Here is a 25,753-nt window from a genome sequence, read left to right on the forward strand (position 1 = left end):
CAGGAGTGAATAAATGATCCGTTCTTTGTGGATTGCAAAAACCGGCTTGAATGCTCAGCAAACCAATATGGACGTTATTTCCAATAACTTGGCAAACGTCAGCACCAATGGTTTCAAGCGTCAGCGTGCGGTATTTGAAGACTTGATGTATCAAACAGTTCGTCAGCCCGGAGCTCAATCTTCAGAGCAAACCATGCTACCGTCCGGCTTGCAATTAGGTACGGGTGTTCGTCCGGTATCAACAGAGCGTATTCATACTCAAGGGACCTTTTCCGAAACGGGCAACTCTAAAGATGTTGCGATTAAAGGCCAGGGGTTCTTTCAGGTCCAGTTGCCTGATGGGACAACGGCTTACACGCGTGACGGTGCCTTCCAGCTTGATGGTAACGGCCAGTTAGTAACGTCTAGCGGGTATCAGGTTCAGCCTGCTATTACTGTTCCGGCGAATGCAACAGAACTGAATATCGGCCGTGACGGTATTGTCAGCGTTAAAGTGCAGGGACAGGCGGCAACAAACCAGATTGGCCAGTTGACGCTGACAACCTTTATTAACGATAGCGGCCTTGAAAGCATTGGTGAGAACCTGTACCTGGAAACGGCGAGTTCTGGTGCGCCAAATGAAACGAACCCAGGTTTGAATGGCGCAGGTCTGCTGTATCAGAAATATGTCGAAACCTCCAACGTCAACGTGGCAGAGGAATTGGTATCGATGATTCAGACTCAGCGTGCTTACGAAATCAACAGTAAAGCAATTTCTTCTTCTGACCAAATGTTGCAGAAATTGACCCAACTGTAATGGGTAACCCGCTAATTTCAGGAGCGGGTGTTCTGGCTCCTGATAGTAGCAATGTAGACAGTGTTTAACGGGGTAATGATGACCATAAGCACACGATGAGTGGGCTAGTATGGTTTTGATTTACCCCGTGAATATGTGAAATAGATTAATTTAAGGCGATATCCGCAGTGATAATGAATGCAAAGTCGGTTATCAAACCACTCCGCCGACACCGTCTGTTGGCATTGTTCGCGATGTTAGCACTTAACGGTTGCGCCTATATTCCGCATGATAAAGTTGTCACTGGGCCTACGACTGCTCAGCCTGGATCGCCCGTATTAGCGGGTCCTAATGGCTCTATTTTCCAAACTGTACAGCCGATGAATTATGGCTACCAGCCGATGTTTGAGGATCGTCGCCCACGTAATATTGGCGACACATTGACGATTGTGCTGCAGGAAAATGTGAGTGCCAGTAAAAGCTCGTCAGCCAATGCTGCTCGTAATGGTTCGTCAACGTTCGGTGCAACCGTGGTACCGCGTTATCTTGACGGGCCGTTGGGTAATAATCGTGCGTCGCTGAATGCGACAGGAACGAATGACTTCACTGGGCAAGGTGGTGCGAATGCGAACAACACCTTCAGTGGTACGATTACCGTTACGGTTGGTCAGGTATTAGCTAATGGCAATCTACAGGTCGTTGGCGAAAAACAAATTGCAATTAATCAGGGAACAGAGTTTATCCGTTTCTCTGGGGTAGTTAATCCGAGAACCATTAGCGGTAACAACTCGGTACCATCAACCCAGGTTGCGGATGCGCGCATTGAATATGTCGGTAATGGCTATATTAACGAAGCGCAAAACATGGGCTGGTTACAGCGGTTCTTCCTCAATGTTTCTCCGTTCTAAGCTTAAGAGGCCTGCCATGCGGATTGCATCATTTTTCACTGTACTGCTGACGTTACTGACGCTGAATATTGCCCCTGCGTCGGCAGAGAGAATTCGCGATCTGGTGAATATCCAGGGCGTACGCGGTAATGCGTTAATTGGTTATGGTTTAGTCGTTGGTCTCGATGGTTCTGGTGACCAGACCATGCAGACGCCGTTTACGACGCAAAGCTTGACTAACATGCTTTCCCAGTTGGGGATTACCGTTCCTGCTGGAACCAACATGCAGTTGAAGAATGTGGCGGCGGTGATGGTAACGGCGGAACTTCCGCCTTTTGGCAGAACAGGCCAAAATATTGATGTCGTGGTGTCATCACTCGGTAACGCGAAGAGCCTGCGCGGCGGAACGCTGTTAATGACCCCATTGAAAGGGGTCGATAACCAGGTCTATGCCCTTGCTCAGGGTAACGTTTTGGTTGGTGGTGCTGGCGCTTCTGCCGGTGGAAGCAGTGTTCAGGTTAACCAGCTTGCCGGCGGCAGAATCAGCAATGGTGCCGTCATCGAGAGAGAGTTGCCTAGCACGTTTGGTACGTCAAATACGATAATGCTGCAGTTGAAAAACGACGATTTTTCGATGGCGCAGAAGGTGAGTGACGCGATCAACCGTTCTGGATACGGCGGTACCGCAAGCCCGCTTGATTCTCGTACTATTCAGGTTCTTGCCCCACACGGCAACAGTTCTCAGGTTCGTTTTTTGGCCGATATCCAGAATATTGAAGTCAACGTCGGTATTCAGGATGCCAAGGTCATTATTAATTCTCGTACCGGCTCTGTCGTGATGAATCGCGATGTTACGCTGGATAGCTGTGCTATCGCCCAGGGTAACCTTTCTGTGACAATCAATCAGCAGGCCAACGTCAGCCAACCTAATACACCATTTGGTGGTGGTCAGACGGTTGTAACACCGCAGACAGAGATCTCGGTTCAGCAAGCTGGCGGTTCTTTACAACGAGTCAATTCCAGCGCCAACCTCAACAATGTCGTGCGTGCACTGAATTCTCTGGGCGCGACACCGATGGAGCTGATGTCTATTCTGCAGGCGATGCAAAGCGCAGGTTGCTTGCGTGCCAAACTGGAAATTATCTGATGAGTGATATACAGACGCTGAATAATGCGGCCTATGATGCGCAGTCTCTAAACACACTGAAACGTGAGGTTTCAGGTAATCCTCAAAGTAAAGAGGGTATTAGAGCGGTTGCGCAACAAATGGAAGGCGTGTTTGTACAATTGATGATGAAAAGCATGCGTTCTGCGATTCCGCAGGACGGGCTCTTCAACAGCGATCAGACGCGTCTGTATACCTCAATGTATGACCAGCAAATTGCTCAAGAGATCTCAACTAAGGGCAAGGGGCTTGGGCTCGCGGATGTTATGGTTGAACAATTGACCCGACAATCCCCAGAGGCTACGGCGGCTAAAGCTGCTGTTCCGTCTGTTCCATTAACATTTGATGGTGATGTACTCAAAAGCATGCCAACGGCTGCAGTGGAACAGATGGTACGTAAAGCGCTGCCCAAATTGCCCACTACGGGTTCAGCGTTACCGCTATCCAATAGTAATTTTGTGTCTCAGATTTCCTTACCTGCTCAGATTGCCAGCCAGCATAGCGGTATACCTCATCACCTTATCATCGCTCAGGCAGCGCTTGAATCTGGCTGGGGCCAACGTGAAATCCCTACCGAGGACGGGCGTCCAAGTCATAATCTGTTCGGTATCAAAGCTGGCAGTAGCTGGAATGGGCCGACAACGGAGATAACGACGACAGAGTATGAGCAAGGCGTAGCCAAAAAAGTAAAAGCCAGCTTCAGGGTATACGATTCCTATATTGAGGCTATTGGCGACTATGTGAAGTTACTCACCAATAACCCACGCTACTCTGCGGTGATGAGCGCTGGAACGGCTGAGCAAGCGGCTCATGCCTTACAAAAGGCAGGTTATGCAACGGATCCACAATATGCCCAGAAGCTGGTTAGTATGATCCAGCAAATGAAGAGTTCTGGTGAAAAAGTGGCGAAAGCTTACACTCACGATTTGAGTCGGCTATTTTAATTTTTTATTCAAGATTTGCGCATCCTGACCGATAAAGTAATTAACTTATGTAGCGTATTTGCTGCTTTCAGCATTTGGTTAATCGCGCAGGGCGAAAAAAGCCTGTGTAAAAGGAACAACACCCTATGTCCAATTTAATTAACACCGCGATGAGTGGCTTAAAAGGTGCACAGGTTGCGCTGAGTACAGTGAGTAACAACATTAGTAATCAGGCTGTTACTGGCTATAGTCGGCAGAATGCGATACTTGAGCAGGCTATTAGCAGCAGCACATCTGCTGGGTATATTGGTAACGGTGTCAATGTTGTTAGCATCAATCGCCAGTACAATGAATTCATCACCAATCAACTGCGTGCTGCGCAAACGACAAGCAGCTCGGTTTCTGCTTACTACGAGCAAATTTCCAAGATTGATAACCTGTTGGCTAGCAGCACAACGAGCCTGTCATCAACGATTCAGGGGTTCTTTTCGAACCTGCAAAACCTTACCAGCAACGCGGGCGACTCGTCGACTCGCCAGACCGTACTGGGTAAAGCTGAAGGGTTGGTAAACCAATTTAAAGTCACAGATAAATATTTGCGTGACATGGACAGCGGGCTGAATACTCAGATTCAAAGTATTGTCGGTCAAGTTAATACGTATACCGATCAGATTGCGTCTTTAAATAATGAAATCACGAAGCTAATGGGCGCGAATAGCGGCACAATGCCTAATGATTTGCTTGATCAACGTGATGTTCTTGTCGATCAGCTGAACAAATTGGTCGGCGTTGAGGTTACCGTTCAGGATGGAATCGTCTATAACGTAGCATTGAAAAATGGTACCAACCTGGTTCAGGCTGGAACAAGCAATGAGCTGGTAGCCATCGGTTCAAGCAATGATCCAACGCGTCTGACTATTGGATATAAAGACCAGACAAACGATGTGGTCTCATTAAATGAGAGCACGTTAACTGGCGGTTCATTAGGCGGCTTGCTTTCTTTCCGTACTGAAACGCTAGATGAAGCTCGTGGTCAGTTAGGGCAGCTAGCGCTGGCATTTGCTGATGCGTTTAATACTCAGCATCAGCAAGGTTATGATCGTAATGGTGTTAAAGGCGGCGATTTCTTCTCCTTTGGTAAGGCTGTAGTTCTGAACGACAGCAAAAATGCGGGTAACGCGGTGTTAACTCCGTCTTACACCGATACTAAAGATGTGCAGGCAACTAATTATTCGATTAAATACGATGGCGCTAATTGGCAAGTAACCCGCTTGTCTGATAATTCAAAATTTACGGCGGCGGTGGATACCTCTGATAACAGCCTGAACTTTGATGGCGTCAAAATGGCTATCACAGGCACACCTGCAACGAATGACAGCTTCCTGCTTAAGCCAGTTAATGATGTCATTATCGATATGGCAGTGGCTGTTTCCGATCCTAATAAAATTGCGGCGGCATCCGTTAAGCTTGATGAAAATGGTGCCCCAGTTTTGGATGGAAGTGGTAATCCCGTGTTTGGCGGTGTGAGTGATAATACCAACGCCAAGGCTCTGCTTGCCCTACAAAATGAGAAAATTGTGGGTGGAAAGGCCAGCGTCTCTGGGGCATACGCCAGCCTGGTCGGTGCGATTGGTAACCAAACCAGTACTCTGAAGATAAATAATACATCTCAGCAAAACGTTGTTAAGCAACTGACAGCAGAACAACAGTCCGTATCCGGTGTGAACCTGGATGAAGAATACGGCGATCTGATGCGTTATCAGCAATACTACATGGCAAATGCTCAGGTCATCAAAACAGCACAATCCATATTTGATGCCCTTTTAGCGGCCCGTAGCTAGTTTGACCATTTAAGAAAGAGGAATTGATACCATGCGCTTAAGTACTAGCATGATGTACCAGCAGAATATGCAAGGCATTATTAATGGTCAGGCCACGTGGCAAAAAACGGGTGAGCAGCTGTCAAGCGGCAAGCGCGTTGTAAATCCATCAGATGATCCGATAGCAGCGGCCAGTGCGATTATGCTTGGTCAGGCACAGTCGGAGAATGGTCAGTACACGCTGGCGCGTACCTTTGCCAAGCAAAGTATGTCTCTGGAAGAATCTATTCTGAGTAAAAGTACTAACACCATTAGCAGCGCATTGACCGAAGTCATCAAAGGTGGCGGTGTGTTGAATGATGATGACCGGAAATCGGTCGCGACTGCCCTTCGCGGTATGAAAGCCGAATTGCTGAATATGGCTAACAGTACTGATGGTAATGGTAACTATATTTTTTCTGGCTATGAAACGGATAAGGTCCCCTTTGTTGAAGGTGCCGCGGGCATTGAATATAAGGGTGGATATCAGGCCATTTCACAGCGTGTCGATGCGGCTCGAGATATGACGGTTAGCCATGTTGGCTCTACGGTCTTCAATGGCGTGACGGGCGATGCTAAGAAAGAGCCGGATGGTAGTATTCAGTCCGACTTATTTGAAACACTAGACATTGCAATTAAAGCGCTTGAAACCCCGCTCGATGGTGCGAATGATACAACAAAAGCCAGTGTTGCAGCGGCGTTAGAAACTGCAAACCGCGGTTTAAACAATTCATTTAATAATATTTCAGCCGTTCGTGCAGAGTTGGGTATCCAGCTCAATGAGATTGATAATCTCGATGCAGTGGGTAAAGACCGTGATGTAGCGAATAAGACAGCGCTGTCGCAATTACAAGATACTGACTGGTATGAGGCGATTTCATCCTACATCATGCAGCAGTCTTCTTTGCAGGCCTCTTATACGGCTTTCCAGAATATGCAAGGAATGTCGTTATTCCAGATGAGATAGTAGTCATAGACGATATTTTTCTATACTACTTTACGGTTTGAATACGCTTAAACCGGGCGTATTTTTTAGGCGTGTCACTCCTTTCATTATATTGAATGGATGACATGCCATTTTTTATTCCCCCAACATCCTCAATTCCCTCTGACATTCTCTTTTATATAACACCTATTGTTTTAGTGCATGGACTGTTTTAGTACATCGCAGCCTGATGCACTTTCTGGCGTGATCTGGCAAAAATTACAGCTTCATATAGCCATCCGACGAACTACAGTAGCAAACTGTAAGGATGTTAAATGGGGAATAAATATATGCGCCTGGTATCCGTATTGGCCTCACTTCGACCACTACGGGTTTATATAGGGAACGGCTAAGAACTTGCTAGCTGAGTGAGAATATCAGCGAGTAAATCGAATACTTCGCTGAATAAATGCTCCGCGAAGGGGGGGACCAGTGGAAGTAATAAACCTAGCGTCATGATTCCCACCGTGAGGGTAATCGGAAAGCCAACGACAAATACCGAGAGTTGGGGGGCGACGCGGTTAAGCATACCTAATGCCAGGTTAATGGTTAGCAATAGGGTTATGATTGGCAGCGCTAGCATCAATCCATTAATAAAAATTAACCCGCCGGCACGCGCAAGAGCGAGAAATGCATGGCTGTTAATAGGGTTGGCGCTGATGGGCAGAGTATAGAAACTATCTGCTAATAGCGAAATCATCCAGAGGTGCCCATCAAAGGTTAAGAACAGTAGGATTGCGAGAATATTCAGGAAACGGGCGACTACCTGCATATTCGGGCCGCCAGTGGGATCAAAGAAGGTCGCAAAAGCGAGTCCCATTTGTAAGCCAATGAGTTCGCCAGCGTGGCGAATAGCGGCAAATGCTAACTGCATTGACAGACCGAGCGTAACGCCGATAAGTATTTGCTGTATTAAGAGCCATACACCTGCGACGGAAAAAATAGGCGTAGTGTTTAACGGTAAATAAGGCGCAACGAGTAGGGTAATCAGCGCGCCCAGACCGATCTTTACCCGATTACCAATCGCTCTTTCGTTAAAGACAGGTGCGGTACTGATCAGCGCAAGAATTCTGACAAAGGGCCAAAAAAACTGGCTAACCCAATTCATCATGTCCCAACTGTTAAACGTCAGCATGCTTACCCAATAATGTTAGGTAACTGGCCGAATAGCGTACGCATATAGTCCAGCATGAGGTTTAACATCCAAGGGCCAGCGATCACTAAGGTGAAGAAGACCGTTAGGATCTTAGGGATAAACGATAGTGTCATTTCGTTTATCTGAGTTGCTGCCTGCAGGAGACTAATAAGCAGCCCGCTGAGTAGTGCTGCCATCAACGGAGGCGCCGCCAACGCCAATGCTACCTTCATTGCCTCATAGCCAAGCGCCATCACCGATTCTGGTGTCATAGTCGCATTCCTCTATTCGTCTAACTATAAAAACTCTGGGCTAATGAACCGAGTAGCAGCTGCCAGCCATCGACTAATACGAAAAGCATGAGTTTAAAAGGCAATGAAATAGTTGCCGGAGGAACCATCATCATCCCTAGCGCCATCAATACGCTGGCAACAACGAGGTCAATGATGAGGAAAGGGATAAACACGGTGAAACCAATTTGGAAAGCAGTTTTTAGCTCACTTGTCACAAATGCGGGGAGAAGTACACGCATGGGCACCGCTTCAGGTCCCTGAATCTCTGGGATTTCTGCCAGTCGGGTAAATAACGCCAGATCGGTTTCCCGGGTTTGCCGCAGCATGAACTCACGCACGGGTTCTGCGCCACGTTCGATGGCGACTTCCATACTGATTTGATCCTGACTGAAGGGAAGATAAGCTTCGTCATAAACGCGGTTTAATACGGGCGACATGACAAAAAATGTCAGGAAAAGCGTTAATCCGAGTAATACCTGGTTCGGTGGTGCGGTTGGGGTACCCAGCGCGTTACGTAACAAGCTCAGTACAATGATGATTCGGGTGAAGCTGGTCATCATTAATAATGCAGCAGGAATAAACGTTAATGACGTGAGTAAAACCAGCGTCTGTACGGATAGCGTCCAGCTCTGTCCACCGTTAGGTAGAGGTTGCGTCACAATACCGGGAAGCTGTGCCCATACCGATGGCGCCATGAATAATAAACCGATGGCTAAACCGTAGCGCAGTGTGCGAAGCAGGGCGGTGATACGAAAATAATTAGGCAAGGCACTCATTCCGATTTTTCCGGACGCTTTAAAACTTTCTTTAACAGTTGATTGAAATCTACCGGCTTGATGTCACCAGTTGAGGAACTGTCGTTGGTTGGTTGTGCTGGAAGTGTATGCAGCGGCGTGATTTGCTGAGCCGTAACACCTAACACCAGCCAGGTATTATCAACTTCTACAATAACGACACGTTCACGCTGCCCGACAGGGCAACTGGATACGACTTTTAACAACTTGTTTTGCTTGGCTTGGGGAGCAAAACCGAGTTTGCGAGCCAGCCAGGCAATCAGCAGAATAAATAATAAAATACCAGCTAGCACGCTACCAACCTGTGTCAGTAACATGCTGCCGGTAAGTGGTGGCTCAGTAACAAGTGTTGACTGCTGACTTGCTACTGGGGCCGGAGATGATATCGAGGCTATTGCCATTAACGACTCAGGCGGCGCATACGTTCGGATGGCGTAATGATATCTGTAATACGGACACCGTACTTGTCAGATACAACAACAACCTCGCCCTGAGCGATCAGATAGCCATTGATCAGGATATCCAACGGTTCACCTGCTAAGCCATCAAGTGCAACAACGGAGCCCTGAGTCAACCGCAGTAACTCTTTGATCGTCATTTTGGTCCGGCCAAGCTCAACGGTGAGTTTGACAGGAATATCCAAAATCAGGTCGATATCCTGCAGAGCACCCAGCGGGTCATGCCCGTCTAGCGACTTAAAAATGCCTTCCGTTGTCGCGGCCGGTTTTTCTGCAGCCTGCTGCTCGTTAAATGCATCAGCCCACAGATCGTCCACTGATTCCTTGTCGTCGGACGGTTTCTTGGTGTCACTCATGGGGCTGTTCCTCGTTATCCAGAGAATTCAATATAGGGTTAATCAAATGTTCAACACGTAGGGCATATTGCCCGTTTAATGTGCCATATTGGCTGGTCAGCACGGGCACGCCGTCAACATGAGCAACGATTTTGTCAGGTTTGTCGATCGGTAAGACATCACCGGGCTGTAGCTTCAGAATCTTGGAGAGTCGCAGCGGAATATCAACAAAGCTTGCAACTAATTCCAATTCGGAATGCTGTACCTGCTTGGCTAAGGTGTCCCGCCAGCTCTGATCTTCCTGACGCGAGTTTTCCAATGGCGGATTCGCGAGCAGTTCACGCAGCGGCTCGATCATTGAAAAAGGAATACAGATGTTAAATTCACCAGTCAGCGAACCGATCTCAACATGAAACGGTGTCGTCACGACGATATCATTAGGTGACGTCGTGATGTTGGTAAACTTGACCTGCATTTCTGAACGCACGTATTCGATGTCAAGTTTGTAAATCGCATTCCAGGCTTCACCATAAGCCTCCAGAGCAAGGCGCAACATACGCTTAACGACACGCTGCTCTGTGTGGGTAAATTCACGCCCTTCAACTTTTGTCGGGAAGCGTCCATCACCGCCGAATAGGTTATCTACGGCGATAAATACCAGGCTTGGTGAAAATACAAATAATGCGGTACCACGTAGCGGTTTTAAGTGAATCAGATTCAGGTTTGTCGGTACGGGAAGGTTCCTGGCAAACTCATGATAAGGCTGGATCTTGATTGCACCTACAGTGATATCAGGACTACGGCGTAACAGGTTAAACAATCCCATACGGAATTGACGCGCAAAACGCTCATTAATGATTTCTAATGCCTGTAAACGCTCGCGGATAACACGTCGTTGAGTATTCGGATCATAGGGCTTGACGCCCCCATCCGCTTTTGACGACGCATTCGCATCAGCGTCGCTATCGCCGCTGTCGCCATTTAATAATGCATCAATTTCTGCTTGTGAAAGAATGCTATCGCCCATAATGGTTACCGCAGTATAAAGGCCGTGAACAGAACATCAGTAACGACCTGGTTAGGTTGACCAGGAACTAATGGTGGGCTTAGCACTTGCTTAATTTGCTCTATCAGCTTCTGTTTACCTTGCTCATTGGCAAGCGCAATCGCGTCCTGACGAGAAAGTAGTAATAACAGTCTGCTGCGAACTTCTGGCAGATAATTAGTAAACCGTGTACGCGTGGCTTCATCTGGTAAACGCAGCGTGAATCCCACATACAGCACGCGGTCAGGGTCATTATCTGCATTGACGAGATTAACGGTAAAAGTATCCAGTGGCATGAAAACAGGCTCTGGCGGCGGCGGTGCTTCCTGCTCAGCCGTTGCTGCGTTTTTCTGATTTAATAGCCACCAGGCGGCGCCCGCAGCACCAGTTGCAGCGAGAGCAACGATAATCAGTAGTATTAGCCAAATAGACCGTTTACGTCCTGGTCGAACTTGCATATCAGACATAGCCAAAGATAGTTCCCGTTACTTATCGATATTTACTGCCGGATGAAACCAGCAATAAATAAATGCGTAATGTCGATGATTATCCTGCCTATTGCAATGTTCAATACAGAGAATAGGCAGGGAAAATCGTGCTAACTTATTCGTTTACTTCACTTTCAGGCAAAGATATCAACGCCGTTGACGGATGATGCCATTGATCTTAACTGTTCTGGTACGTCTAATAATTCACTTGTGCTTTCTGATGAATGGCCAAATTGTTGTTGGTAAGACGGGCCACGGTTATTGCCATCGTTGTTATTACCCGCCATTTGCTGCTGCCAGGCAGAAGAATCACTGCCTACGCTGCTCTGGCCAAGGTTAATTCCGCTCTCTGCCATCGCATTACGTAGGTGAGGCAACGCAGCTTCCAGGGCTGAACGAACCTGGCTGTTTGCTGAAGCCAGATGAATTTGAGCCTGGTTATCATCGATTTTTAGACTGATGTGCAGGGCACCCAATTCCTGTGGGTTCAAACGTAATTCTGCGGTCTGTTGACCATTACGGCTGAACATAATGATTTGCTGGCCCAATGTGTCTTGCCATTGCGGTGAACCAAATGGCGCGTTCAGTTGAGCACTTGCTGCCTGAGGGGCTGGCGTGGTTGTGCCCACTGATGCCGGCTGAATATGCATAGCCTGTGCGACCGGTGGCGTTGTTTGAGACGCGCTGTTGCCCAATGCAGAGACTGATTCAGACACATTGCGATCGCCCGCAAGGGAATTTGGCGTCGTTAGCGCAAATTTTGCAGCCTCATCAGCAGACTCGCTTGTGGTTGATGAGGTTTGCTTGGCTGCATGATGCAGATCGCGTGATATGCCTGCATCTTTATCTGAGGTCACTGAAGCATCGAGCAATTTTGCCAGTGTGCCTTTAGCACTTTCACCCGTATTGTTTAGTACTGATGCGGATGCCTCATTCTGGCGTTTAGTGTCAATGAGTCCTGGAATCGTTAACCCTGCGTTTACGGCGTTCGCTGCAATATTATCAGCGGCAGGTTGTGTAGAAAGCGGCGTTGTCTGCAACATGGCAAGCAGTGCCTGCATGGCTATAGCGTCATCTGTCTTGCTGCCACTCTCTTCTTTATCCAGATTCTTAAACTTCGCCTGCCCTACAATTTCTGGGTTTTGCTTACCTGCTGTAATCGTTGCTCCCGTAAGAGAACTGAAAGAAGAAAGCAGGGCATTTAAATCGTCACGGTTAAGCGAAGCATTATCTTTCCCTAATGCGCTTAACAGGGCTTCTTCGTCTACTTTATCGAGCGTTTTTTTACCCGAAGTATCGGCTACTTGTGATATGCGTTTGCTCAACAGATCAACAAAATCTTTTGGCAGCTCACCCTGTGTCAGTAATGAAGCAGAAGAACTGCTTGTATCACTGGCAGTGGTAGCTATAGGTAATGCGGACAGATTCATGATTCTGTTTTCCTCTGTGAGGCCCGTTGGGCAAATTCATCCATTTGTTTTTGTTCTATTTTATTCTCTTTGGCAAGCTGTCTTGTCAGTTCGCGATCCTGCAGTTTTTCAAATGCGTTCAAGCGCTGCTGTTTTTCTTGCCAGGTCTTCATTGCTAAATCTAAACGTGATGTCCACTGCGAGAGCTGTTGTCTATGTTGCTCAATTGCACTGTCCAGCGTTCGGATGAACTGCTGATAATTTTGCCAGCTATTATTCGCCATACCAGAGGACATCGTCGAGTTCAATTTTTGACGATAGTCATCCTGATAGTTTAACAGCATATTGAGCTGCTGCTCGGCCTGTTGATGTGCCTGACGCACTTGCCCCAACTGGCCTGCGGCTTTCTCAACGTCCTTCTGCGCCAGTTCGCGTAGTGTAACCAGCGGTGACTGGGTTTTCATCTGCTCTCCTACTCGTTACGAGGGAAAATAGTGTGCAACGCCTGGCAGGACTCGTCATAGTTACTTTGTTCAAACATACCCTGCTGCAAAAAGGCTTCCAGGTGCGGGTAAAGCCGAATTGCTCTGTCAAGCATAGGGTCGCTGCCTGCGGCGTAGGCACCAACACTGACTAAATCACGGTTACGTTGGTAACTGGATAGTAACTGTTTAAACTGCCTTACAGAAGCATAATGCCCTTCATCGATCAGCGCTGTCATCGCACGACTAATCGATGCTTCAATATCAATTGCCGGATAATGGCCAGACTCAGCTAATTGACGTGACAACACGATATGTCCGTCAAGAATGGCACGAGCGGAGTCAGCAATAGGATCCTGCTGGTCGTCACCTTCTGTTAGAACAGTATAGAAGGCGGTGACTGAACCACCTCCATGAATACCATTACCTGCGCGCTCTACTAGCGCGGGTAATTTAGCGAAGACAGAAGGGGGATACCCCTTGGTCGCCGGCGGTTCGCCAATGGCTAACGCAATTTCACGCTGCGCCATGGCATAGCGTGTGAGCGAATCCATGATGAGCAGAACGTGATGCCCGCGATCGCGAAAATCTTCAGCAATACGCGTGGCATACGCGGCACCCTGCATCCTTAATAATGGAGAAACATCGGCTGGCGCAGCAATAACGACGGAGCGTGCTCGTCCTTCGGTACCCAGGATATTCTCGATAAAATCTTTTACTTCTCGGCCACGTTCACCGATAAGGCCAACAACGATGACGTCAGCCTGAGTATAGCGTGCCATCATCCCCAGCAGCACACTTTTACCCACCCCTGAACCTGCAAACAGGCCCATTCGCTGCCCCCGACCTACGGTAAGCAAGGCGTTGATGGCTCGGACACCCACGTCCAGAACACTTTCGATTGGCGTTCTCTGTAATGGGTTGAACGGCGGCGTAATCAGGGGGGCACGATAGCCAGTATCTGGTGCAGGTAAACCATCCAGCGGTTTTGCGCTACCATCCAGCACACGACCCAGTAATTCAGGGCCTAAGGGCAATTGCTTTCCTTGACTGCTGCTGTCCTGGCCGACGCGGGCGTAGACACGCGCTCCAGGGGTAATACCTTCAACTTCTTCCAGCGGCATAAGAAAGAGTTTTTGCCCGTTGAAACCGACAACTTCGCTTTCGATTTCTTCAACCTGCGAACCATTCTGCCGTTCAATGAGACAGGTGGCGCCCAGTGGCATATGTAACCCTGTTGCTTCCAATACCAAACCTGTCGCCCGGGTTAAGCGGCCGTAACGACGCACCGAAGGCGTGTCATCAATGCGCTTCTCAAATGAATCGAGAGAAGAAAGCCAGCGTCCGAGGCGTGAAGTCATTATAGCTCTCCCGGTGCGGCTAAACGGCAAAGCTCATGCCAGCGTGTCGCCAGGCTGGCATCCAGATCGCCTTCTTCTGCGCTGACTTTACAACCACCAGGGTGAAGTTGGCTATCGGCAAGCAATCTCCAACCATGCAAGCTGAGTGTCGGGCCCAAATATTGCTCAACACGTTCCAGGTCTGAAGGGTGAACGCGCAGCTGCGTTTTCCCTGAGAACATAGGCTCTTGCTGAATCAATTGCTGTATTTGACCAAGCAGCGCATTACCATCGCATACTGGAGGTTGCCCCAGAATCTGCTTGGCTGCGGTCAAAGCCAACTGCATCAGGCGAGCTGGGATCACGCTGTCGAGTGTATCCAGCGTCTGTTGGAATTCGGTGACCATTTGTTGCATCTGTTCAATAATCGGTTGCTGCTGCTGTAAGGCGTTCTGCAAACCCTGCTGTTGCCCCTTGGCTAAACCTTCCTGATAGCCGGCGTCATAACCTTGCTGATGGCCTTGCGTAAAACCCGTTTCTCGCGCCTGTTGCATCGTGCTTTCACGCAGAGATGCAAGCTCGTCCTCTGCGGCAGAAAGGGCGTTTTCCTCAGGAAAACGCTCCACGTCTGACAATTCAGGCTCATTATTGACCTGATAGGCCGGAGCGGGCTTTGAAACGGGTTCAGCCAGATCGTTGAGTTGCCAAGGCTGCCAGGCCAGGTTTTTGGGGGCGTTAGACATAAGCATCCTCGCCGCCACCGATAATCATCTCGCCGCTGTCTGCCAGTCGACGGACAATGAGTAGAATGGCTTTCTGTTCGTTTTCGACCTGCGACATACGTACTGGACCGCGAGTTGCAAGGTCGTCGCGAAGAATTTCCGCAGCACGCTGAGACATATTGCGCAGGAATTTCTCGCGTAAAGGCTCTTCGGCACCTTTCAATGCCAACAGCAGAGACTCGGACTCGACTTCTTGCAGAAGGCGCTGGATGCTGCGGTCGTCCACGTCCACCAGGTTTTCGAACAAGAACATTTCGTCGATGATTTTCTGTGCCAGTTCGCCATCGAATTCGCGTACTGCATCGATAACCGCTTCTTCCTGCTGGGTTTTCATCAGGTTGATAATTTCAGCCGCAGTACGAACACCACCCATTTTGCTGCGTTTGAGATTCTGACCATCCAGCAAGCCATTCAGAACGTCTGTCAATTCTGCCAGTGCAGAAGGCTGAACACCGCCGAAGGTCGCGATACGTAGCATAACGTCATGACGAAGACGTTCGTCAAACAGGGCTAAGATATCTGCAGCTTGAGCACGCTTCAGGTGCACCAGGATTGTTGCGATAATCTGTGGATGTTCGTCGCGAATAAGGTCTGCGGCAATCTGCGGCTCCATGAAGTTGAGTGTTTCCATTCCACTCGTAGAGTCGCGGCTTTCCAGAATATCTTCCAACAGGCTAGATGCTCGCTCTTCACCAAGGGCTTTGACAAGCACTGAGCGAAGGTAGTCACCCGCATTCACACTGAGCGCGGCATATTGCTCTGAATCAGCCTCAAATTCTCTCAGGATTTCGAGCAACTGCTGTTGTGAGACCTGTCGCATGTTCGCCATTGCAGAACTAAGGTGTTGTACTTCTTTCGTCGAAAGATGAGTAAACACTTCTGCCGCACGGTCTTCACCAATGGTCATCAATAAGATGGCGCTTTTTTCTGTTCCTGTCAGGTTCATAGTTCAGTACTCATCCATTGACGAATTACCAGAGCGACAACGCGTGGATCGTTCTCTGCCATTTCACGTATGCGATTACTTTGCATTTCTGCATTGACGCGTTGCTGCGATTTCCGCTGCTGTTCAACTTCCGAGCTACTCAGGTTGACCATAACATCGCTGTCTGCACCTTGAGACAGGGCAGCCGCCGCCAGTGCCGCTTCTTGCTGTTGTGCTTTTCTTTGCAATTGCGGACGAACCAGCTTACGCCACAGAATCCAGGCAACGATCAGAACCAGCAGCCAGCGGCCAGCTTCCATCAGGAGATCGAAGAATGCCTGTTTTTGCCAGAACGGGAGTTCGCCAGAACCGTCGGTGCTGTCCATAAATGGCGTATTAACGACATTTAATGTATCGCCGCGTTCTGCAGAAAAGCCCATTGCTTCGCGTGCCACTGTTTCAATCTGTTTGATCTGCTCTTCCGTCAGTGCAACCGGTTTGCCATCCTCACCAGGAGGCTGGTAATTAACAATAACGGCCGCAGACAAGCGCTTCACACCACCCGTGCTGTGTTTGGTATGTAAAATCGTCTTGTCGACTTCATAGTTGGTTGTTGCATCATTGCGAACATTTGATGTTTGAATAACGGTATTCGCATTTGCCGCATTAGCTTGAGCACCTGCCGCATTGTTTTGGTTCTGCTGGCCAGCCTGATTGTTCGCATTGGCATTAGCGTTATTTGGCGGCGTTGCGATAGGCGCTGTAGGAGCTGGCGCAGGCTGATTGGTTAATGCACCAGGAACGCCACCGACATTCGGGCCTCCTCTTTGCTCACTCTGGCTGGTTTGCTGAGAGCGAACTGCCGCTTTATCTGGCGGTTGGTTGGGCTGATACTGTTCGTCAGTTTGTTCACGAGCAGAGAAATCGATTTGCGCGGTGACCTGGGCATGTACATTACCCATACCAACCATCGGCGCGATAATGGACTCTATGCGGCGTTGGTACATCGCCTCGACTTCGTTGCTGTACTTCAGTTGCGCAGCATTCAGATCGCGGCCGCTGCCGCCAGCCTGAGTCAACAGGCGCCCGGTCTGATCAACGACCGTAACATTATCTGGTGGCAGGCCAGCAACACTGCTGGAAACCATATAGACGATGGAATTGATTTGCCCTTCATCCAATGCACGACCTGGCTGTAATGTCAGCGTGACGGAAGAAGAGGGCGCTTTTTGCTCACGAACGAACAGTGAAGGCTTCGGTATGGCAAGATGAACGCGCGCATTCTGAACGGGGCCGAGCGTTTCTATCGTTCTGGACAGTTCACCTTCCAGCGCACGCTGGTAATTAATCTGTTCGCTGAATTGGCTGATGCCAAACTTTTCCTGATCGAGCAATTCAAAGCCAACTGCGCCGCCTTTTGGCAGCCCCAATTGAGCAAGTCGGAGTCGGGTCTCATAGACATTGGCGGCAGGAATCATGATCGCCCCACCATTTTCCGCAAAACGATAGGGGATATTCAGCTTTGTTAATTCGCTGACAATCGCACCACCGTCACGGTCATTTATATTGCTATAAAGCACTCGATAGTCTGGACCTTTGGCCCATAGCGTCAACGCAACGACGATTGCAATGGTCGCAGCAGCTGCGATCAATAGCGGAATTTTCGGATTGGCGCGTAACCGGTTGAGTATTTCGCCAAAGCTATTTTTACCGGTAGCGGTTCCGGTGAATGAGGCGTTCATACTCTATCTCTGCTTGGTTGTTGAACGATATACTTAACGTTGTGACGTGACAAAACAGAACTCCCTGATTGCGCAATCAATAAAACATTTCGCCTACATTTGTGGGCATGTCATTATTTTCCGTAAAAGAAAAATCGATGGGTCGATAAGGTGGCATTTTTCGCGCTAATTGTGCGATTTATCTGAAAAGCTGTGTGATAGGGTAATGCTGTCATAGAAAATGCATAAGTAGTCTACTCTGTATGATGTAGTGAGGTGTTATGTCAGTTCAAGGTATTGATGGTGTTTTACAGCAAATGCAGGTCAAAGCTCTGCAGGCTGCTGACACGCCAATAGCCAGACCGTCGGTAGAACCTGGTTTTGCCAGTGAGCTGAAGGCCGCGATCGATAAGATCAGCGACACGCAGCAGACGGCTCGTACGCAGGCTGAAAAATTTACCTTGGGTGTGCCGGGCGTGGCATTGAATGATGTGATGGTGGATTTGCAGAAATCATCCATTTCAATGCAGATGGGCATTCAGGTGCGTAATAAACTGGTATCTGCGTACCAGGAAGTGATGAATATGTCTGTTTGATGTCGTCTAATGACATTAACCTGCAACTAGCAAAGCCATTGTGCGTAATCTCACTGCTAATGCAATGAAATTACGCACAATCTTTATTTTTTCCCGACTTTCCGCTTGTGTCTATTCCTTGTCTCCACGCCCTCTAATCTTCACATTCTTAACGCGTACTCATTTCGTTATACTGATAGTCTGAGCATGCAGAGTAAAAGCACCGCTTGTGGGTAAAAAAAAACGCGCCCGTATCAGGTGAAGATAGGGGCGCGAGTATCATATATAACGAGAATGAAATTATGAACCTGGCTCACCGGGAGCGGGTTCACCTGGTAGCAGTCGCTGCCCTGCAAATTCGCTATAAGTCGTATTAATTGACTTTTGCTTCAGTGATTGCCCCATTAACGAACTTAACTCGTCCATCCGCTTCTGCAGAAGTTGTTTTACTTTCGCTTCATTATCCATCACTTCCTGCAAAATCTGTCGCAGATGCAAACGCATCACGCTGTCAATTTCGTCAGGAATTGGCGTGTTAACTAAGCCTTCAACGGACTGAACATAAACAATCTCTTGCTCAACCAACGTATCCCACTGGCCGCTGACGGCCAAATGGAGAATTTTTTGACTCAGAGACAAAAGCTGTTGGTAATCTTTTAGAAGCCGATGGGGGGAGGCCATTAACGTACTTCCTGCTCTGGTTTGTAATTAGGGCCGATTTGCCGCCAGGCATCAGCGATATTTTCCAACAACACTTCAACTTCTTCTATCGCTTTGGGATCGTTATGTAAATTGGCGATCAACAAACGCTGAGACATGTAGTCGTAAAGGGCAGACAGGTTTTCAACAAGTTCGCCCCCTCCTTCCATATCCAATCCGGTTTTTAGTCCGTTATTGATAATGTTGATTGCTTTAGATAACGCCATACCTTTACCCTGGATGTCGCCTTGCTCCATGAGGATGCGCGCGCGCACCATCGCACTGCGCGCGCCATCAAACAGCATGACGATAAGCTGGTGAGGGCTTGCGCTCATCACACTGCTTTCGAGGCCTACTTGAGCATAGGCTTGGCTGCCTTTCATGTTGTACATCACGTTACCTATCTTTCTTTCAGCGAAAATTTAGAGTTTAGAGAACATGCTCGTTAAACGGCCCATGGTGCTATTCATTTCACTCATGGCTTTATCCAGTTCAACAAACTGTTTTTGATAACGGGCAATGGTATCTTCTATGCCATTTTTGACGAGAGTTGCCCGAGAATCCAACTTTTTCAGCGTACTATTAATACCATCTTCCTTGGTTTTGATTAGACCCTCACTCGTATCGAGGATTTCTTTCAGGTATGTACGTGTTTGGGTCGCAAATCCGGTTTTGTCGTTATCACCAACAAAAAATGCCCGAACCTTGCCGGGTTCTTCTTTCAACGCTTTGTCTAACTTGGTATCACTGATTTCCAACTTCCCGGTTTTGAAGTTTTGTGTAATACCAAGATCCGCCAGAATACGGAATTCATCGCTGTCACTTTGTACCGTTGTGAGCTGCGCCTTGAGTTTATTCTGGATACCACGAACAGTAGAATCTCCCAGCAACGCACCATTGCTACTTAATTGGGATTCGCCCGCCTCAACCGCAGTGTACTTTGTTTGAGCTGCGATGGTATCTTGCAACGCATTGTAAGCATCAACCCAGGCTTTGATCGTATCCTTCATTCCGGTGATATCCTGCTCAATCGTCAGGGTTTCCGGTTTGGTTGCCTCAGTTTGGGTAAGAAGATTGATCGTTACACCTTCAAAAGCATCAGAAATAGAATTACTTTGTCTTTCTATATCAATACCATTCGCCGTGATTTGCGCGTTTTTGGCTGCTACCTTTTCTGTTGGCGCGCCATTAAAGACGTTTGTGTCGTCTCCCCCAATGGAGATTTTACTCTCAGTACCGCTGTTCTTTGCGGTTAGCATCAGGTAGTACTCATTATCCTTCGCTTTGACGACGCTCGCCGTCACGGTGCCATTAACTTTGTTGATCGCGTCACGAACATCGTTTAATGAGGTTTCACCCGCTTTAATGTCTATTTCCAGATATTTTAAGTAGTCATCACCCACTTTGGTGAATTTACCATTATCCTGAGCAATAACGAGTTTTGTATCTGTTGCACTTAAGGGCTCTGTTGCACTGGTTTTGGCTGTTGACGTTATGGAATGTGCTTGTGCCAATTGTTTCACTTCAATACTGAAGGTGCCGGCAACGGCTTTACTATCAGTGGTTGTCGTAAACGCTTTGTTCGTGCTGGTGACTTTGGTTGATGTGATACCATCAATCGAACCCTTAACGATGCCGAAAGATTCAGAGATGGCTAAAGCATCATTCGCTGTTTTAAGTTTATCAAGGGCGCCTTTGAGGGCACTGATGCCGCTTAGCTGTGACTTGAAGCTGGATTGCTGAGTTGTTATTGGTACAAGTCTTTGATTTTCAGCGGTTCTAAGCTGCGTGAGCAATTCGTTTAAACCCAGACCTGAACCTACACCTAATGAAGAAACGCTTGCCATGATAGAATCCTTTTATTCAGAGTTCGATGAGCTATGAAGCCATTATCGGCAGGATAGAAAATAAGTTTAGCAGTAAAGAATAGTCATCTTTATTGCTAGTTAGTGTTGTAGAAGAGGGGGCTATTAAAATTGCCTTCTGAACAATAAAAATGAATTTAGGCTAAAAAAAAAGTTAAAGCTTCTGGAAAGCGTTCCGATAAATGTTAGCGACGGGGATGAACCCGTGGGTCTAACCCGAAACCGATAACCACTGATTAAGGAACGCTATCATGGCAGTAATTAATACTAACATCATGTCTCTGACTACTCAGAACAACTTGAACAAATCTCAGTCTGCTCTGGGTACCGCTATTGAGCGTCTGTCTTCTGGTCTGCGTATCAACAGCGCGAAAGATGACGCAGCTGGTCAAGCGATCGCTAACCGTATGACCGCTCAGGTTAAAGGTATGACTCAGGCAGCACGTAATGCCAACGATGGTATTTCCCTGACTCAGACTGCTGAAGGCAACCTGAACGAAATCAACAACAACTTGCAACGTATCCGTGAACTGGCAACGCAAGCAGCGAACGATCCTAACGGTAAAACTGACCGTGACTCTATCGTCAAGGAAATGACTCAGCGCATTAACGAAGTTAACCGTGTTGCTCAGAGCGCTTCTTTCAACGGTACTAAACTGCTGGACGGTTCTGCAAGTGCTGGCATCATCATTCAGGTTGGCGCTAACACTGGTGCAACTGAAACTATTACCATCGACAGCACCGCACTGATCAACGCCACCACTGGCGGTACTGGTTCAATGAGTGATGTTGCAGCTAAAATCACTTCTCTGGGCGCTGTTGCTACCGGTAGTTCTGCTAACTCAGCAGCTCAGGCTCTGATCACTTCTCTGGATACTGCTCTGTCAGCTGTTGATGCTGCACGTAGTAACCTGGGTGCGATTCAGAACCGTTTCGAATCTACCATTACTAACCTGAACAACTCTATCAACAACCTGTCTTCTGCTCGTAGCCGTATTGAAGACGCTGACTACGCAACTGAAGTATCAAACATGAGCCGTAGCCAGATTCTGCAACAGGCTGGTACTTCTGTACTGTCCCAGGCAAACCAGGTTCCACAGACTGTTCTGTCTCTGCTGCGTTAATCCCCAGCCAGACAAACGCTGTAACTTATATCATAAGCCAGTCCTCCGGGACTGGTTTTTTTATGGCAAACGTTCTGTGCGTTAATGCTGTTGTGAAACCGTACTACCTCTCCCTAACGTATGTTATACGCCTAATATTTCCCTCTATTTATAAGATTGCGTATCTTAATAGTTGATACGATAGTAGTAATTCATTTTTCCTCTCATGAAAGGTTTTCCCTTCTGATGACTTTAGATACTGCTGCCAGCCATCCAACAATGAGCGCGGCTGATCGTTGTCCTTTGCCTTATACCTCACCGACGCATTTGCAAGCCGTGGCATACTTGCATGGCATTGTGGCAGCGGACCCTGACAGGGCGCGAGTACTGGAACTGGGATGCATGAGTGGCGCGAATCTGCTGCCATTTGCCACTGCATATCCGCAGGCACAGGCTATTGGTATCGATCTTGATGAGGAAAAAATTGCTCAAGGGCAGATGTGGGTACAGCAGTACGGGCTAACCAATCTGCAACTTCAGGCAATGGATTTGGCATCGCTTTTGGACAGCGATCTTGGCAAATTTGATTATATTATTGTTCATGGTGTTTTTGGACTGATCAGCGGCGAAGCGCGCTCGATGTTGCTGGCATATTGTCAACGCCACTTAAGTGCAAAAGGTGTGGTGTGTTTTTCCTATTCGACTTATCCAGGTGGGAAAACAGAAGAAATCCTGCAGGATGCCTTAAATCTGCATGCTAGCCTGGCAGAAACACCGGAACAACAGCAAGCCAGCGCCAGAGCCATGTTGAGTTACTTAGCGCTGGGTATGTCAGCAGGTAATCCTCAGAGAACCGCTATTGCGACCCTGGTTGAAGAAGCTGAACAACTGGGAGATGTGTCACTCGCGCTCAACTATTTACAAGGCCTGAATCAACCCTGCTATCTGCTCGACTTTAATGCGCAGATTACGCAAGAAGGCTTGGCTTATGTTGGCGAAATTGAACCTCACACGGAGATTGCCTCTCACTATGGTGAGCAGGTAGATAACTTACTGCGCACAATCTGTCCAGCTGGCAATAAGATATTAAAACAGCAGTATCTAGATTTTAACGTCGGGCGCAAACGTCGATTTAGTCTGCTGGTCGCTGCTGAACGCGCGGAAAAGCTGGAATCGGAAATTGATGTCTCGCGACTGGATAAACTGTCTTGGGCCGGTAGCTTCCGCCGTGTAATGTTGAATAAAGGGCTGGCGTCTAACTCGTATGTTACCAATACCGGTATACAGATATCGACCGATCACGAACTGACACAGCAAATTCTGGATGTCTTAGGTAATGCGTGGCCAGCGAGTGTTTCCTTTAAGCAACTGATATTTAATACGCATTTTCCTGAAAGAGAAAACGATGAGCAAGAACATGAAAACAATGTGCGTGAATCTCTTTATGCTTTATTAAAGCAGGGAATGTCGAGCATTCATTTCTGCGTCGGTGAATGTGCTTATCGTAAAAGTGAATTCAGCGCACTGCGAGTATTACCGAACTGTGGGGATATTTATCCTGCATTTAACTATTGGTATGAGTCTTTCATGCTGCCATTAGCGGCTCAGGGGCTGAAAATCCCAATGGGCTTACTGGATGAGCAGGAAGAGGGCTCATTAGCGCTGTTAGATGAATTGCACCATAAAGGTTTGATGATTGGAAGTGCGTTGGCATGGCAGCGTTATTTCCAAAAACGTATGGAACTAGCCAAGGATGTTAACGAGGTTATCCACAATGTAAACCCGCTGATTATGTATTCCAGTAATGCGAGCGGTGGGGGGTTATTCAAGGCTAGTGATGTCATAAAAGTTGAGAAAAGTAGAAAAGAATTCGTTAATGATCCTATTGATGCGAAAGTTAAGCGTCAATTATATGATTTATTACAGAAACAGAAATACGATGAAGCGCGCTCTCTGGCTGAAGAATTGACGGTAAAACAACCGAATAATCTGCAAAATTGGATCACGCTAGAAAGAATCAACTTCGTCACTGGCGATAAAGATGCGGCAATTTTCTCGTTAGCAAAAGTCATTTCTATGCATAGCAATGCATGGTTGGTCTACAGTGAGTTGGCCAGTCTATTGCATAATACATATCATTACTGGGAAGCAATTAACCTGGCCTACAGGATTATTCGCTGCGATGGAAATGTTGCTGTTGCTTGGAATGTGGTGGCGCTCGTTTATTTAAAATTTGAAAATATGGCCGGTGCAGAAGTATGCATAGAAAAAGCAATAAAACTTCTACCTAACGATGCGGCAATATTAAATGCAATGGCGATGGTGTTGGATAAAAAATCTGATGTCGAAAGTGCAATTGAGTACTATCGCAAGGCCGTTACTAATGCTCCTGAAGATTTAAGTTTATACAGCAATCTTCTGTTCGCTTTACTGCATAATGCTAAGATTCCTGCTTCAGAGATTTTTGCTGAACACTTGTTATATGGTGAAGTAGTAGAAAAACGGAATGGTGCACTTGCTCCAGTGCATTATCTGCAAAATAAAGATCCCAATAGAGTGTTGCGCGTTGGCTTTGTGTCTGGCGATTTATATTCACACCCAGTTAGCAAATTCTTATCGCCTGTATGGAATGACATCGATCATCAGCATTTTTCCCTCTATGCCTATTCCACATCACATCATTATGATGATGTCACTCGCATGCTGGAAAAAAGTTCAACGGCATGGCGTAACGTAGCGAGTAGCAGCGATACTGAATTATTCGAGTTAATTAAACGGGATGAGATAGATATTCTTTTCGATCTTTCCGGCCATACTGGCGACAACCGTTTATCGATGTTTGCTATGAAGCCTGCACCGATCCAAATTAGCTGGATTGGTTATCCGGGAACGACTGGATTAAAGGCGATGGATTACTATCTGGTTATGAACCATGCCCCATACCCAGAGGTTTTAGCTCATCAATTTACTGAAAAATTACTGTACGTGCTATTTGACCGACAGTTTGAGCCCGTGGTCAATGGTCCTGAGGTCAACGATCTTCCCGCACTGACAAACGGTTATCTCACTTTCGCTAGCTTTAACAGGCCGACGAAGATTAACGATACCGTATTATCGGCATGGGGAAAGATCCTCGTTCAGTTGCCAACGAGCAAGATGATTATTGGTGCGTTGCCTAGCATGCAGACAAGGGAACATATACGTAAAAAGCTAGAGGCACAGGGCGTTCAGCCCGAGCAGCTAATTTTCCGTGAACGCGTCAACATAATGAATTATCTCGCTATGCACCAGGAAATCGATGTGTTGTTGGATACGTTCCCCTATACAGGGGGAACCACGACGAACTACGCTTTGTGGATGGGCGTGCCGACTCTGACGCTGGCCGGTGAAACCTATGCTGCTCGCCAAGGGGTGGTCAACCTTGGTCAGGCTGGTTTGAATGAGTTTATTGCAGATTCAGAAGCAGACTATATCGACAAGGCTATTTCCTGGAATAACCGGTTGGATGAACTGAATCAAATTCGCCATAGTTTACGCAAGAAAATGGAGCATGATATCGATACTGCTGACGTAACGTCTTCAACGTATTTTCAACAGGCGTTAAGAACGGTATGGAAAGCCTACTGTGCTGGTGAGCCGCCTAAAAGCTATTCGATAGGCCACTAACTGATGTCATGTAAGTGATAGTTTGTCACGGATGAATGTCACCA

At 47.6% G+C, this 25,753-nt stretch carries 25 protein-coding genes; 9 read left to right on the top strand and 16 right to left on the bottom strand.

What is annotated here, in order from left to right:
• Positions 1-13 precede the first annotated feature (13 nt).
• From flgG to flgL, 6 genes are all read left to right on the top strand, one after another.
• A complete protein-coding gene (gene flgG / locus ACIPUG_RS13630) occupies positions 14-796 on the top strand; it encodes a flagellar basal-body rod protein FlgG (RefSeq protein WP_010279572.1) in 783 nt (260 codons plus the stop codon).
• Between the two features lie 173 nt (positions 797-969).
• Positions 970-1,683: a flagellar basal body L-ring protein FlgH gene (locus tag ACIPUG_RS13635; protein ID WP_203450552.1), complete on the top strand. Its 714-nt coding sequence runs from the start codon at positions 970-972 to the stop codon at positions 1,681-1,683.
• Positions 1,684-1,699: 16 nt separating this feature from the next.
• A complete protein-coding gene (locus ACIPUG_RS13640) occupies positions 1,700-2,809 on the top strand; it encodes a flagellar basal body P-ring protein FlgI (protein ID WP_010279578.1) in 1,110 nt (369 codons plus the stop codon).
• The gene (gene flgJ, locus ACIPUG_RS13645) at positions 2,809-3,771 is read left to right on the top strand and encodes a flagellar assembly peptidoglycan hydrolase FlgJ (protein ID WP_010279581.1); all 963 of its coding nucleotides are present in this window, start codon (positions 2,809-2,811) and stop codon (positions 3,769-3,771) included. Before ACIPUG_RS13640 ends, flgJ begins: the two co-directional genes overlap by 1 nt.
• Before the next feature lie 125 nt (positions 3,772-3,896).
• Positions 3,897-5,591 carry a flagellar hook-associated protein FlgK gene (gene flgK / locus ACIPUG_RS13650; protein ID WP_010279584.1) on the top strand — a complete coding sequence of 565 codons (1,695 nt, stop codon included), beginning with the start codon at positions 3,897-3,899 and terminating at the stop codon, positions 5,589-5,591.
• A 31-nt stretch (positions 5,592-5,622) separates the two neighbouring features.
• Positions 5,623-6,576, top strand: coding sequence for a flagellar hook-associated protein FlgL (flgL, locus tag ACIPUG_RS13655; RefSeq protein ID WP_014915902.1), 954 nt, complete (start codon positions 5,623-5,625; stop codon positions 6,574-6,576).
• Positions 6,577-6,943: 367 nt separating this feature from the next.
• On the opposite strand, the gene fliR is transcribed toward flgL, so the two are convergent.
• The 13 genes from fliR to fliF form a co-directional block, all read right to left on the bottom strand.
• The gene (gene fliR / locus ACIPUG_RS13660; protein ID WP_400338778.1) at positions 6,944-7,729 is read right to left on the bottom strand and encodes a flagellar biosynthetic protein FliR; all 786 of its coding nucleotides are present in this window, start codon (positions 7,727-7,729) and stop codon (positions 6,944-6,946) included.
• Between the two features lie 2 nt (positions 7,730-7,731).
• Positions 7,732-8,001 (bottom strand): flagellar biosynthesis protein FliQ, encoded by a 270-nt coding sequence (fliQ, locus tag ACIPUG_RS13665; RefSeq protein ID WP_010279609.1) that lies wholly within the window; start codon positions 7,999-8,001, stop codon positions 7,732-7,734.
• A 20-nt stretch (positions 8,002-8,021) separates the two neighbouring features.
• Positions 8,022-8,717: a flagellar type III secretion system pore protein FliP gene (gene fliP, locus ACIPUG_RS13670; protein WP_172645005.1), complete on the bottom strand. Its 696-nt coding sequence runs from the start codon at positions 8,715-8,717 to the stop codon at positions 8,022-8,024.
• Positions 8,718-8,794: 77 nt separating this feature from the next.
• Positions 8,795-9,217, bottom strand: coding sequence for a flagellar biosynthetic protein FliO (fliO, locus tag ACIPUG_RS13675; protein WP_039464778.1), 423 nt, complete (start codon positions 9,215-9,217; stop codon positions 8,795-8,797).
• Positions 9,217-9,630, bottom strand: a complete 414-nt coding sequence (gene fliN, locus ACIPUG_RS13680; protein ID WP_010279616.1) for a flagellar motor switch protein FliN — start codon at positions 9,628-9,630, stop codon at positions 9,217-9,219. Before fliN ends, fliO begins: the two co-directional genes overlap by 1 nt.
• A complete protein-coding gene (gene fliM, locus ACIPUG_RS13685; protein ID WP_010301682.1) occupies positions 9,623-10,636 on the bottom strand; it encodes a flagellar motor switch protein FliM in 1,014 nt (337 codons plus the stop codon). The genes fliN and fliM overlap by 8 nt, the downstream gene beginning before the upstream one ends.
• Positions 10,637-10,641: 5 nt before the next feature.
• Complete coding sequence (gene fliL / locus ACIPUG_RS13690; RefSeq protein WP_010279620.1) at positions 10,642-11,121, bottom strand: flagellar basal body-associated protein FliL; 480 nt, start codon at positions 11,119-11,121, stop codon at positions 10,642-10,644.
• Positions 11,122-11,276: 155 nt separating this feature from the next.
• A complete protein-coding gene (locus tag ACIPUG_RS13695) occupies positions 11,277-12,572 on the bottom strand; it encodes a flagellar hook-length control protein FliK (RefSeq protein ID WP_400338780.1) in 1,296 nt (431 codons plus the stop codon).
• Complete coding sequence (gene fliJ, locus ACIPUG_RS13700) at positions 12,569-13,015, bottom strand: flagellar export protein FliJ (RefSeq protein WP_014915897.1); 447 nt, start codon at positions 13,013-13,015, stop codon at positions 12,569-12,571. Before fliJ ends, ACIPUG_RS13695 begins: the two co-directional genes overlap by 4 nt.
• 8 nt (positions 13,016-13,023) lie before the next feature.
• The gene (gene fliI / locus ACIPUG_RS13705; protein ID WP_014915896.1) at positions 13,024-14,394 is read right to left on the bottom strand and encodes a flagellar protein export ATPase FliI; all 1,371 of its coding nucleotides are present in this window, start codon (positions 14,392-14,394) and stop codon (positions 13,024-13,026) included.
• Positions 14,394-15,116, bottom strand: coding sequence for a flagellar assembly protein FliH (fliH, locus tag ACIPUG_RS13710; protein ID WP_100016637.1), 723 nt, complete (start codon positions 15,114-15,116; stop codon positions 14,394-14,396). The genes fliI and fliH overlap by 1 nt, the downstream gene beginning before the upstream one ends.
• Positions 15,109-16,101 carry a flagellar motor switch protein FliG gene (gene fliG, locus ACIPUG_RS13715; protein WP_014915894.1) on the bottom strand — a complete coding sequence of 331 codons (993 nt, stop codon included), beginning with the start codon at positions 16,099-16,101 and terminating at the stop codon, positions 15,109-15,111. Before fliG ends, fliH begins: the two co-directional genes overlap by 8 nt.
• Positions 16,098-17,822, bottom strand: coding sequence for a flagellar basal-body MS-ring/collar protein FliF (gene fliF / locus ACIPUG_RS13720; protein ID WP_039528699.1), 1,725 nt, complete (start codon positions 17,820-17,822; stop codon positions 16,098-16,100). Before fliF ends, fliG begins: the two co-directional genes overlap by 4 nt.
• Positions 17,823-18,082: 260 nt before the next feature.
• Here fliF and fliE point away from each other — a divergent pair, with 260 nt between their 5' ends.
• Positions 18,083-18,397, top strand: coding sequence for a flagellar hook-basal body complex protein FliE (gene fliE, locus ACIPUG_RS13725; RefSeq protein WP_010279635.1), 315 nt, complete (start codon positions 18,083-18,085; stop codon positions 18,395-18,397).
• A gap of 279 nt (positions 18,398-18,676) precedes the next feature.
• On the opposite strand, the gene fliT is transcribed toward fliE, so the two are convergent.
• Genes fliT through fliD form a run of 3 tightly spaced genes read right to left on the bottom strand, consistent with a single transcriptional unit; the run spans position 18,677 to position 20,922 of the window.
• The gene (gene fliT / locus ACIPUG_RS13730; RefSeq protein WP_039464764.1) at positions 18,677-19,057 is read right to left on the bottom strand and encodes a flagella biosynthesis regulatory protein FliT; all 381 of its coding nucleotides are present in this window, start codon (positions 19,055-19,057) and stop codon (positions 18,677-18,679) included.
• The gene (gene fliS, locus ACIPUG_RS13735) at positions 19,057-19,467 is read right to left on the bottom strand and encodes a flagellar export chaperone FliS (RefSeq protein ID WP_014915891.1); all 411 of its coding nucleotides are present in this window, start codon (positions 19,465-19,467) and stop codon (positions 19,057-19,059) included. The genes fliT and fliS overlap by 1 nt, the downstream gene beginning before the upstream one ends.
• Positions 19,468-19,497: 30 nt before the next feature.
• Complete coding sequence (fliD, locus tag ACIPUG_RS13740) at positions 19,498-20,922, bottom strand: flagellar filament capping protein FliD (protein ID WP_014915890.1); 1,425 nt, start codon at positions 20,920-20,922, stop codon at positions 19,498-19,500.
• Between the two features lie 269 nt (positions 20,923-21,191).
• On the opposite strand from fliD, the gene ACIPUG_RS13745 reads away from it, so the two are divergent.
• Together ACIPUG_RS13745 and ACIPUG_RS13750 are read left to right on the top strand one after the other, a co-directional pair.
• Complete coding sequence (locus tag ACIPUG_RS13745) at positions 21,192-22,064, top strand: flagellin (RefSeq protein WP_010279647.1); 873 nt, start codon at positions 21,192-21,194, stop codon at positions 22,062-22,064.
• A gap of 225 nt (positions 22,065-22,289) precedes the next feature.
• On the top strand, positions 22,290-25,709 hold the full coding sequence (locus tag ACIPUG_RS13750) for a methyltransferase regulatory domain-containing protein (RefSeq protein WP_400338784.1): 3,420 nt from the start codon (positions 22,290-22,292) through the stop codon (positions 25,707-25,709).
• Positions 25,710-25,753 lie beyond the last annotated feature (44 nt).

It is taken from the genome of Pectobacterium sp. CHL-2024, from assembly GCF_044751765.1.
Classification (GTDB): Bacteria; Pseudomonadota; Gammaproteobacteria; order Enterobacterales; family Enterobacteriaceae; genus Pectobacterium; species Pectobacterium brasiliense.

What these genes read in the sequence shown, in the direction of transcription:
- flgG (WP_010279572.1), top strand. Translation starts at nt 14, where the DNA reads ATGATCCGTTCTTTGTGGATTGCAAAAACCGGCTTGAATGCTCAGCAA.
- ACIPUG_RS13635 (WP_203450552.1), top strand. Translation starts at nt 970, where the DNA reads ATGAATGCAAAGTCGGTTATCAAACCACTCCGCCGACACCGTCTGTTG.
- ACIPUG_RS13640 (WP_010279578.1), top strand. Translation starts at nt 1,700, where the DNA reads ATGCGGATTGCATCATTTTTCACTGTACTGCTGACGTTACTGACGCTG.
- flgJ (WP_010279581.1), top strand. Translation starts at nt 2,809, where the DNA reads ATGAGTGATATACAGACGCTGAATAATGCGGCCTATGATGCGCAGTCT.
- flgK (WP_010279584.1), top strand. Translation starts at nt 3,897, where the DNA reads ATGTCCAATTTAATTAACACCGCGATGAGTGGCTTAAAAGGTGCACAG.
- flgL (WP_014915902.1), top strand. Translation starts at nt 5,623, where the DNA reads ATGCGCTTAAGTACTAGCATGATGTACCAGCAGAATATGCAAGGCATT.
- fliR (WP_400338778.1), bottom strand. Translation starts at nt 7,729, where the DNA reads ATGCTGACGTTTAACAGTTGGGACATGATGAATTGGGTTAGCCAGTTT.
- fliQ (WP_010279609.1), bottom strand. Translation starts at nt 8,001, where the DNA reads ATGACACCAGAATCGGTGATGGCGCTTGGCTATGAGGCAATGAAGGTA.
- fliP (WP_172645005.1), bottom strand. Translation starts at nt 8,717, where the DNA reads ATGGCGCCATCGGTATGGGCACAGCTTCCCGGTATTGTGACGCAACCT.
- fliO (WP_039464778.1), bottom strand. Translation starts at nt 9,217, where the DNA reads ATGGCAATAGCCTCGATATCATCTCCGGCCCCAGTAGCAAGTCAGCAG.
- fliN (WP_010279616.1), bottom strand. Translation starts at nt 9,630, where the DNA reads ATGAGTGACACCAAGAAACCGTCCGACGACAAGGAATCAGTGGACGAT.
- fliM (WP_010301682.1), bottom strand. Translation starts at nt 10,636, where the DNA reads ATGGGCGATAGCATTCTTTCACAAGCAGAAATTGATGCATTATTAAAT.
- fliL (WP_010279620.1), bottom strand. Translation starts at nt 11,121, where the DNA reads ATGTCTGATATGCAAGTTCGACCAGGACGTAAACGGTCTATTTGGCTA.
- ACIPUG_RS13695 (WP_400338780.1), bottom strand. Translation starts at nt 12,572, where the DNA reads ATGAATCTGTCCGCATTACCTATAGCTACCACTGCCAGTGATACAAGC.
- fliJ (WP_014915897.1), bottom strand. Translation starts at nt 13,015, where the DNA reads ATGAAAACCCAGTCACCGCTGGTTACACTACGCGAACTGGCGCAGAAG.
- fliI (WP_014915896.1), bottom strand. Translation starts at nt 14,394, where the DNA reads ATGACTTCACGCCTCGGACGCTGGCTTTCTTCTCTCGATTCATTTGAG.
- fliH (WP_100016637.1), bottom strand. Translation starts at nt 15,116, where the DNA reads ATGTCTAACGCCCCCAAAAACCTGGCCTGGCAGCCTTGGCAACTCAAC.
- fliG (WP_014915894.1), bottom strand. Translation starts at nt 16,101, where the DNA reads ATGAACCTGACAGGAACAGAAAAAAGCGCCATCTTATTGATGACCATT.
- fliF (WP_039528699.1), bottom strand. Translation starts at nt 17,822, where the DNA reads ATGAACGCCTCATTCACCGGAACCGCTACCGGTAAAAATAGCTTTGGC.
- fliE (WP_010279635.1), top strand. Translation starts at nt 18,083, where the DNA reads ATGTCAGTTCAAGGTATTGATGGTGTTTTACAGCAAATGCAGGTCAAA.
- fliT (WP_039464764.1), bottom strand. Translation starts at nt 19,057, where the DNA reads ATGGCCTCCCCCCATCGGCTTCTAAAAGATTACCAACAGCTTTTGTCT.
- fliS (WP_014915891.1), bottom strand. Translation starts at nt 19,467, where the DNA reads ATGTACAACATGAAAGGCAGCCAAGCCTATGCTCAAGTAGGCCTCGAA.
- fliD (WP_014915890.1), bottom strand. Translation starts at nt 20,922, where the DNA reads ATGGCAAGCGTTTCTTCATTAGGTGTAGGTTCAGGTCTGGGTTTAAAC.
- ACIPUG_RS13745 (WP_010279647.1), top strand. Translation starts at nt 21,192, where the DNA reads ATGGCAGTAATTAATACTAACATCATGTCTCTGACTACTCAGAACAAC.
- ACIPUG_RS13750 (WP_400338784.1), top strand. Translation starts at nt 22,290, where the DNA reads ATGACTTTAGATACTGCTGCCAGCCATCCAACAATGAGCGCGGCTGAT.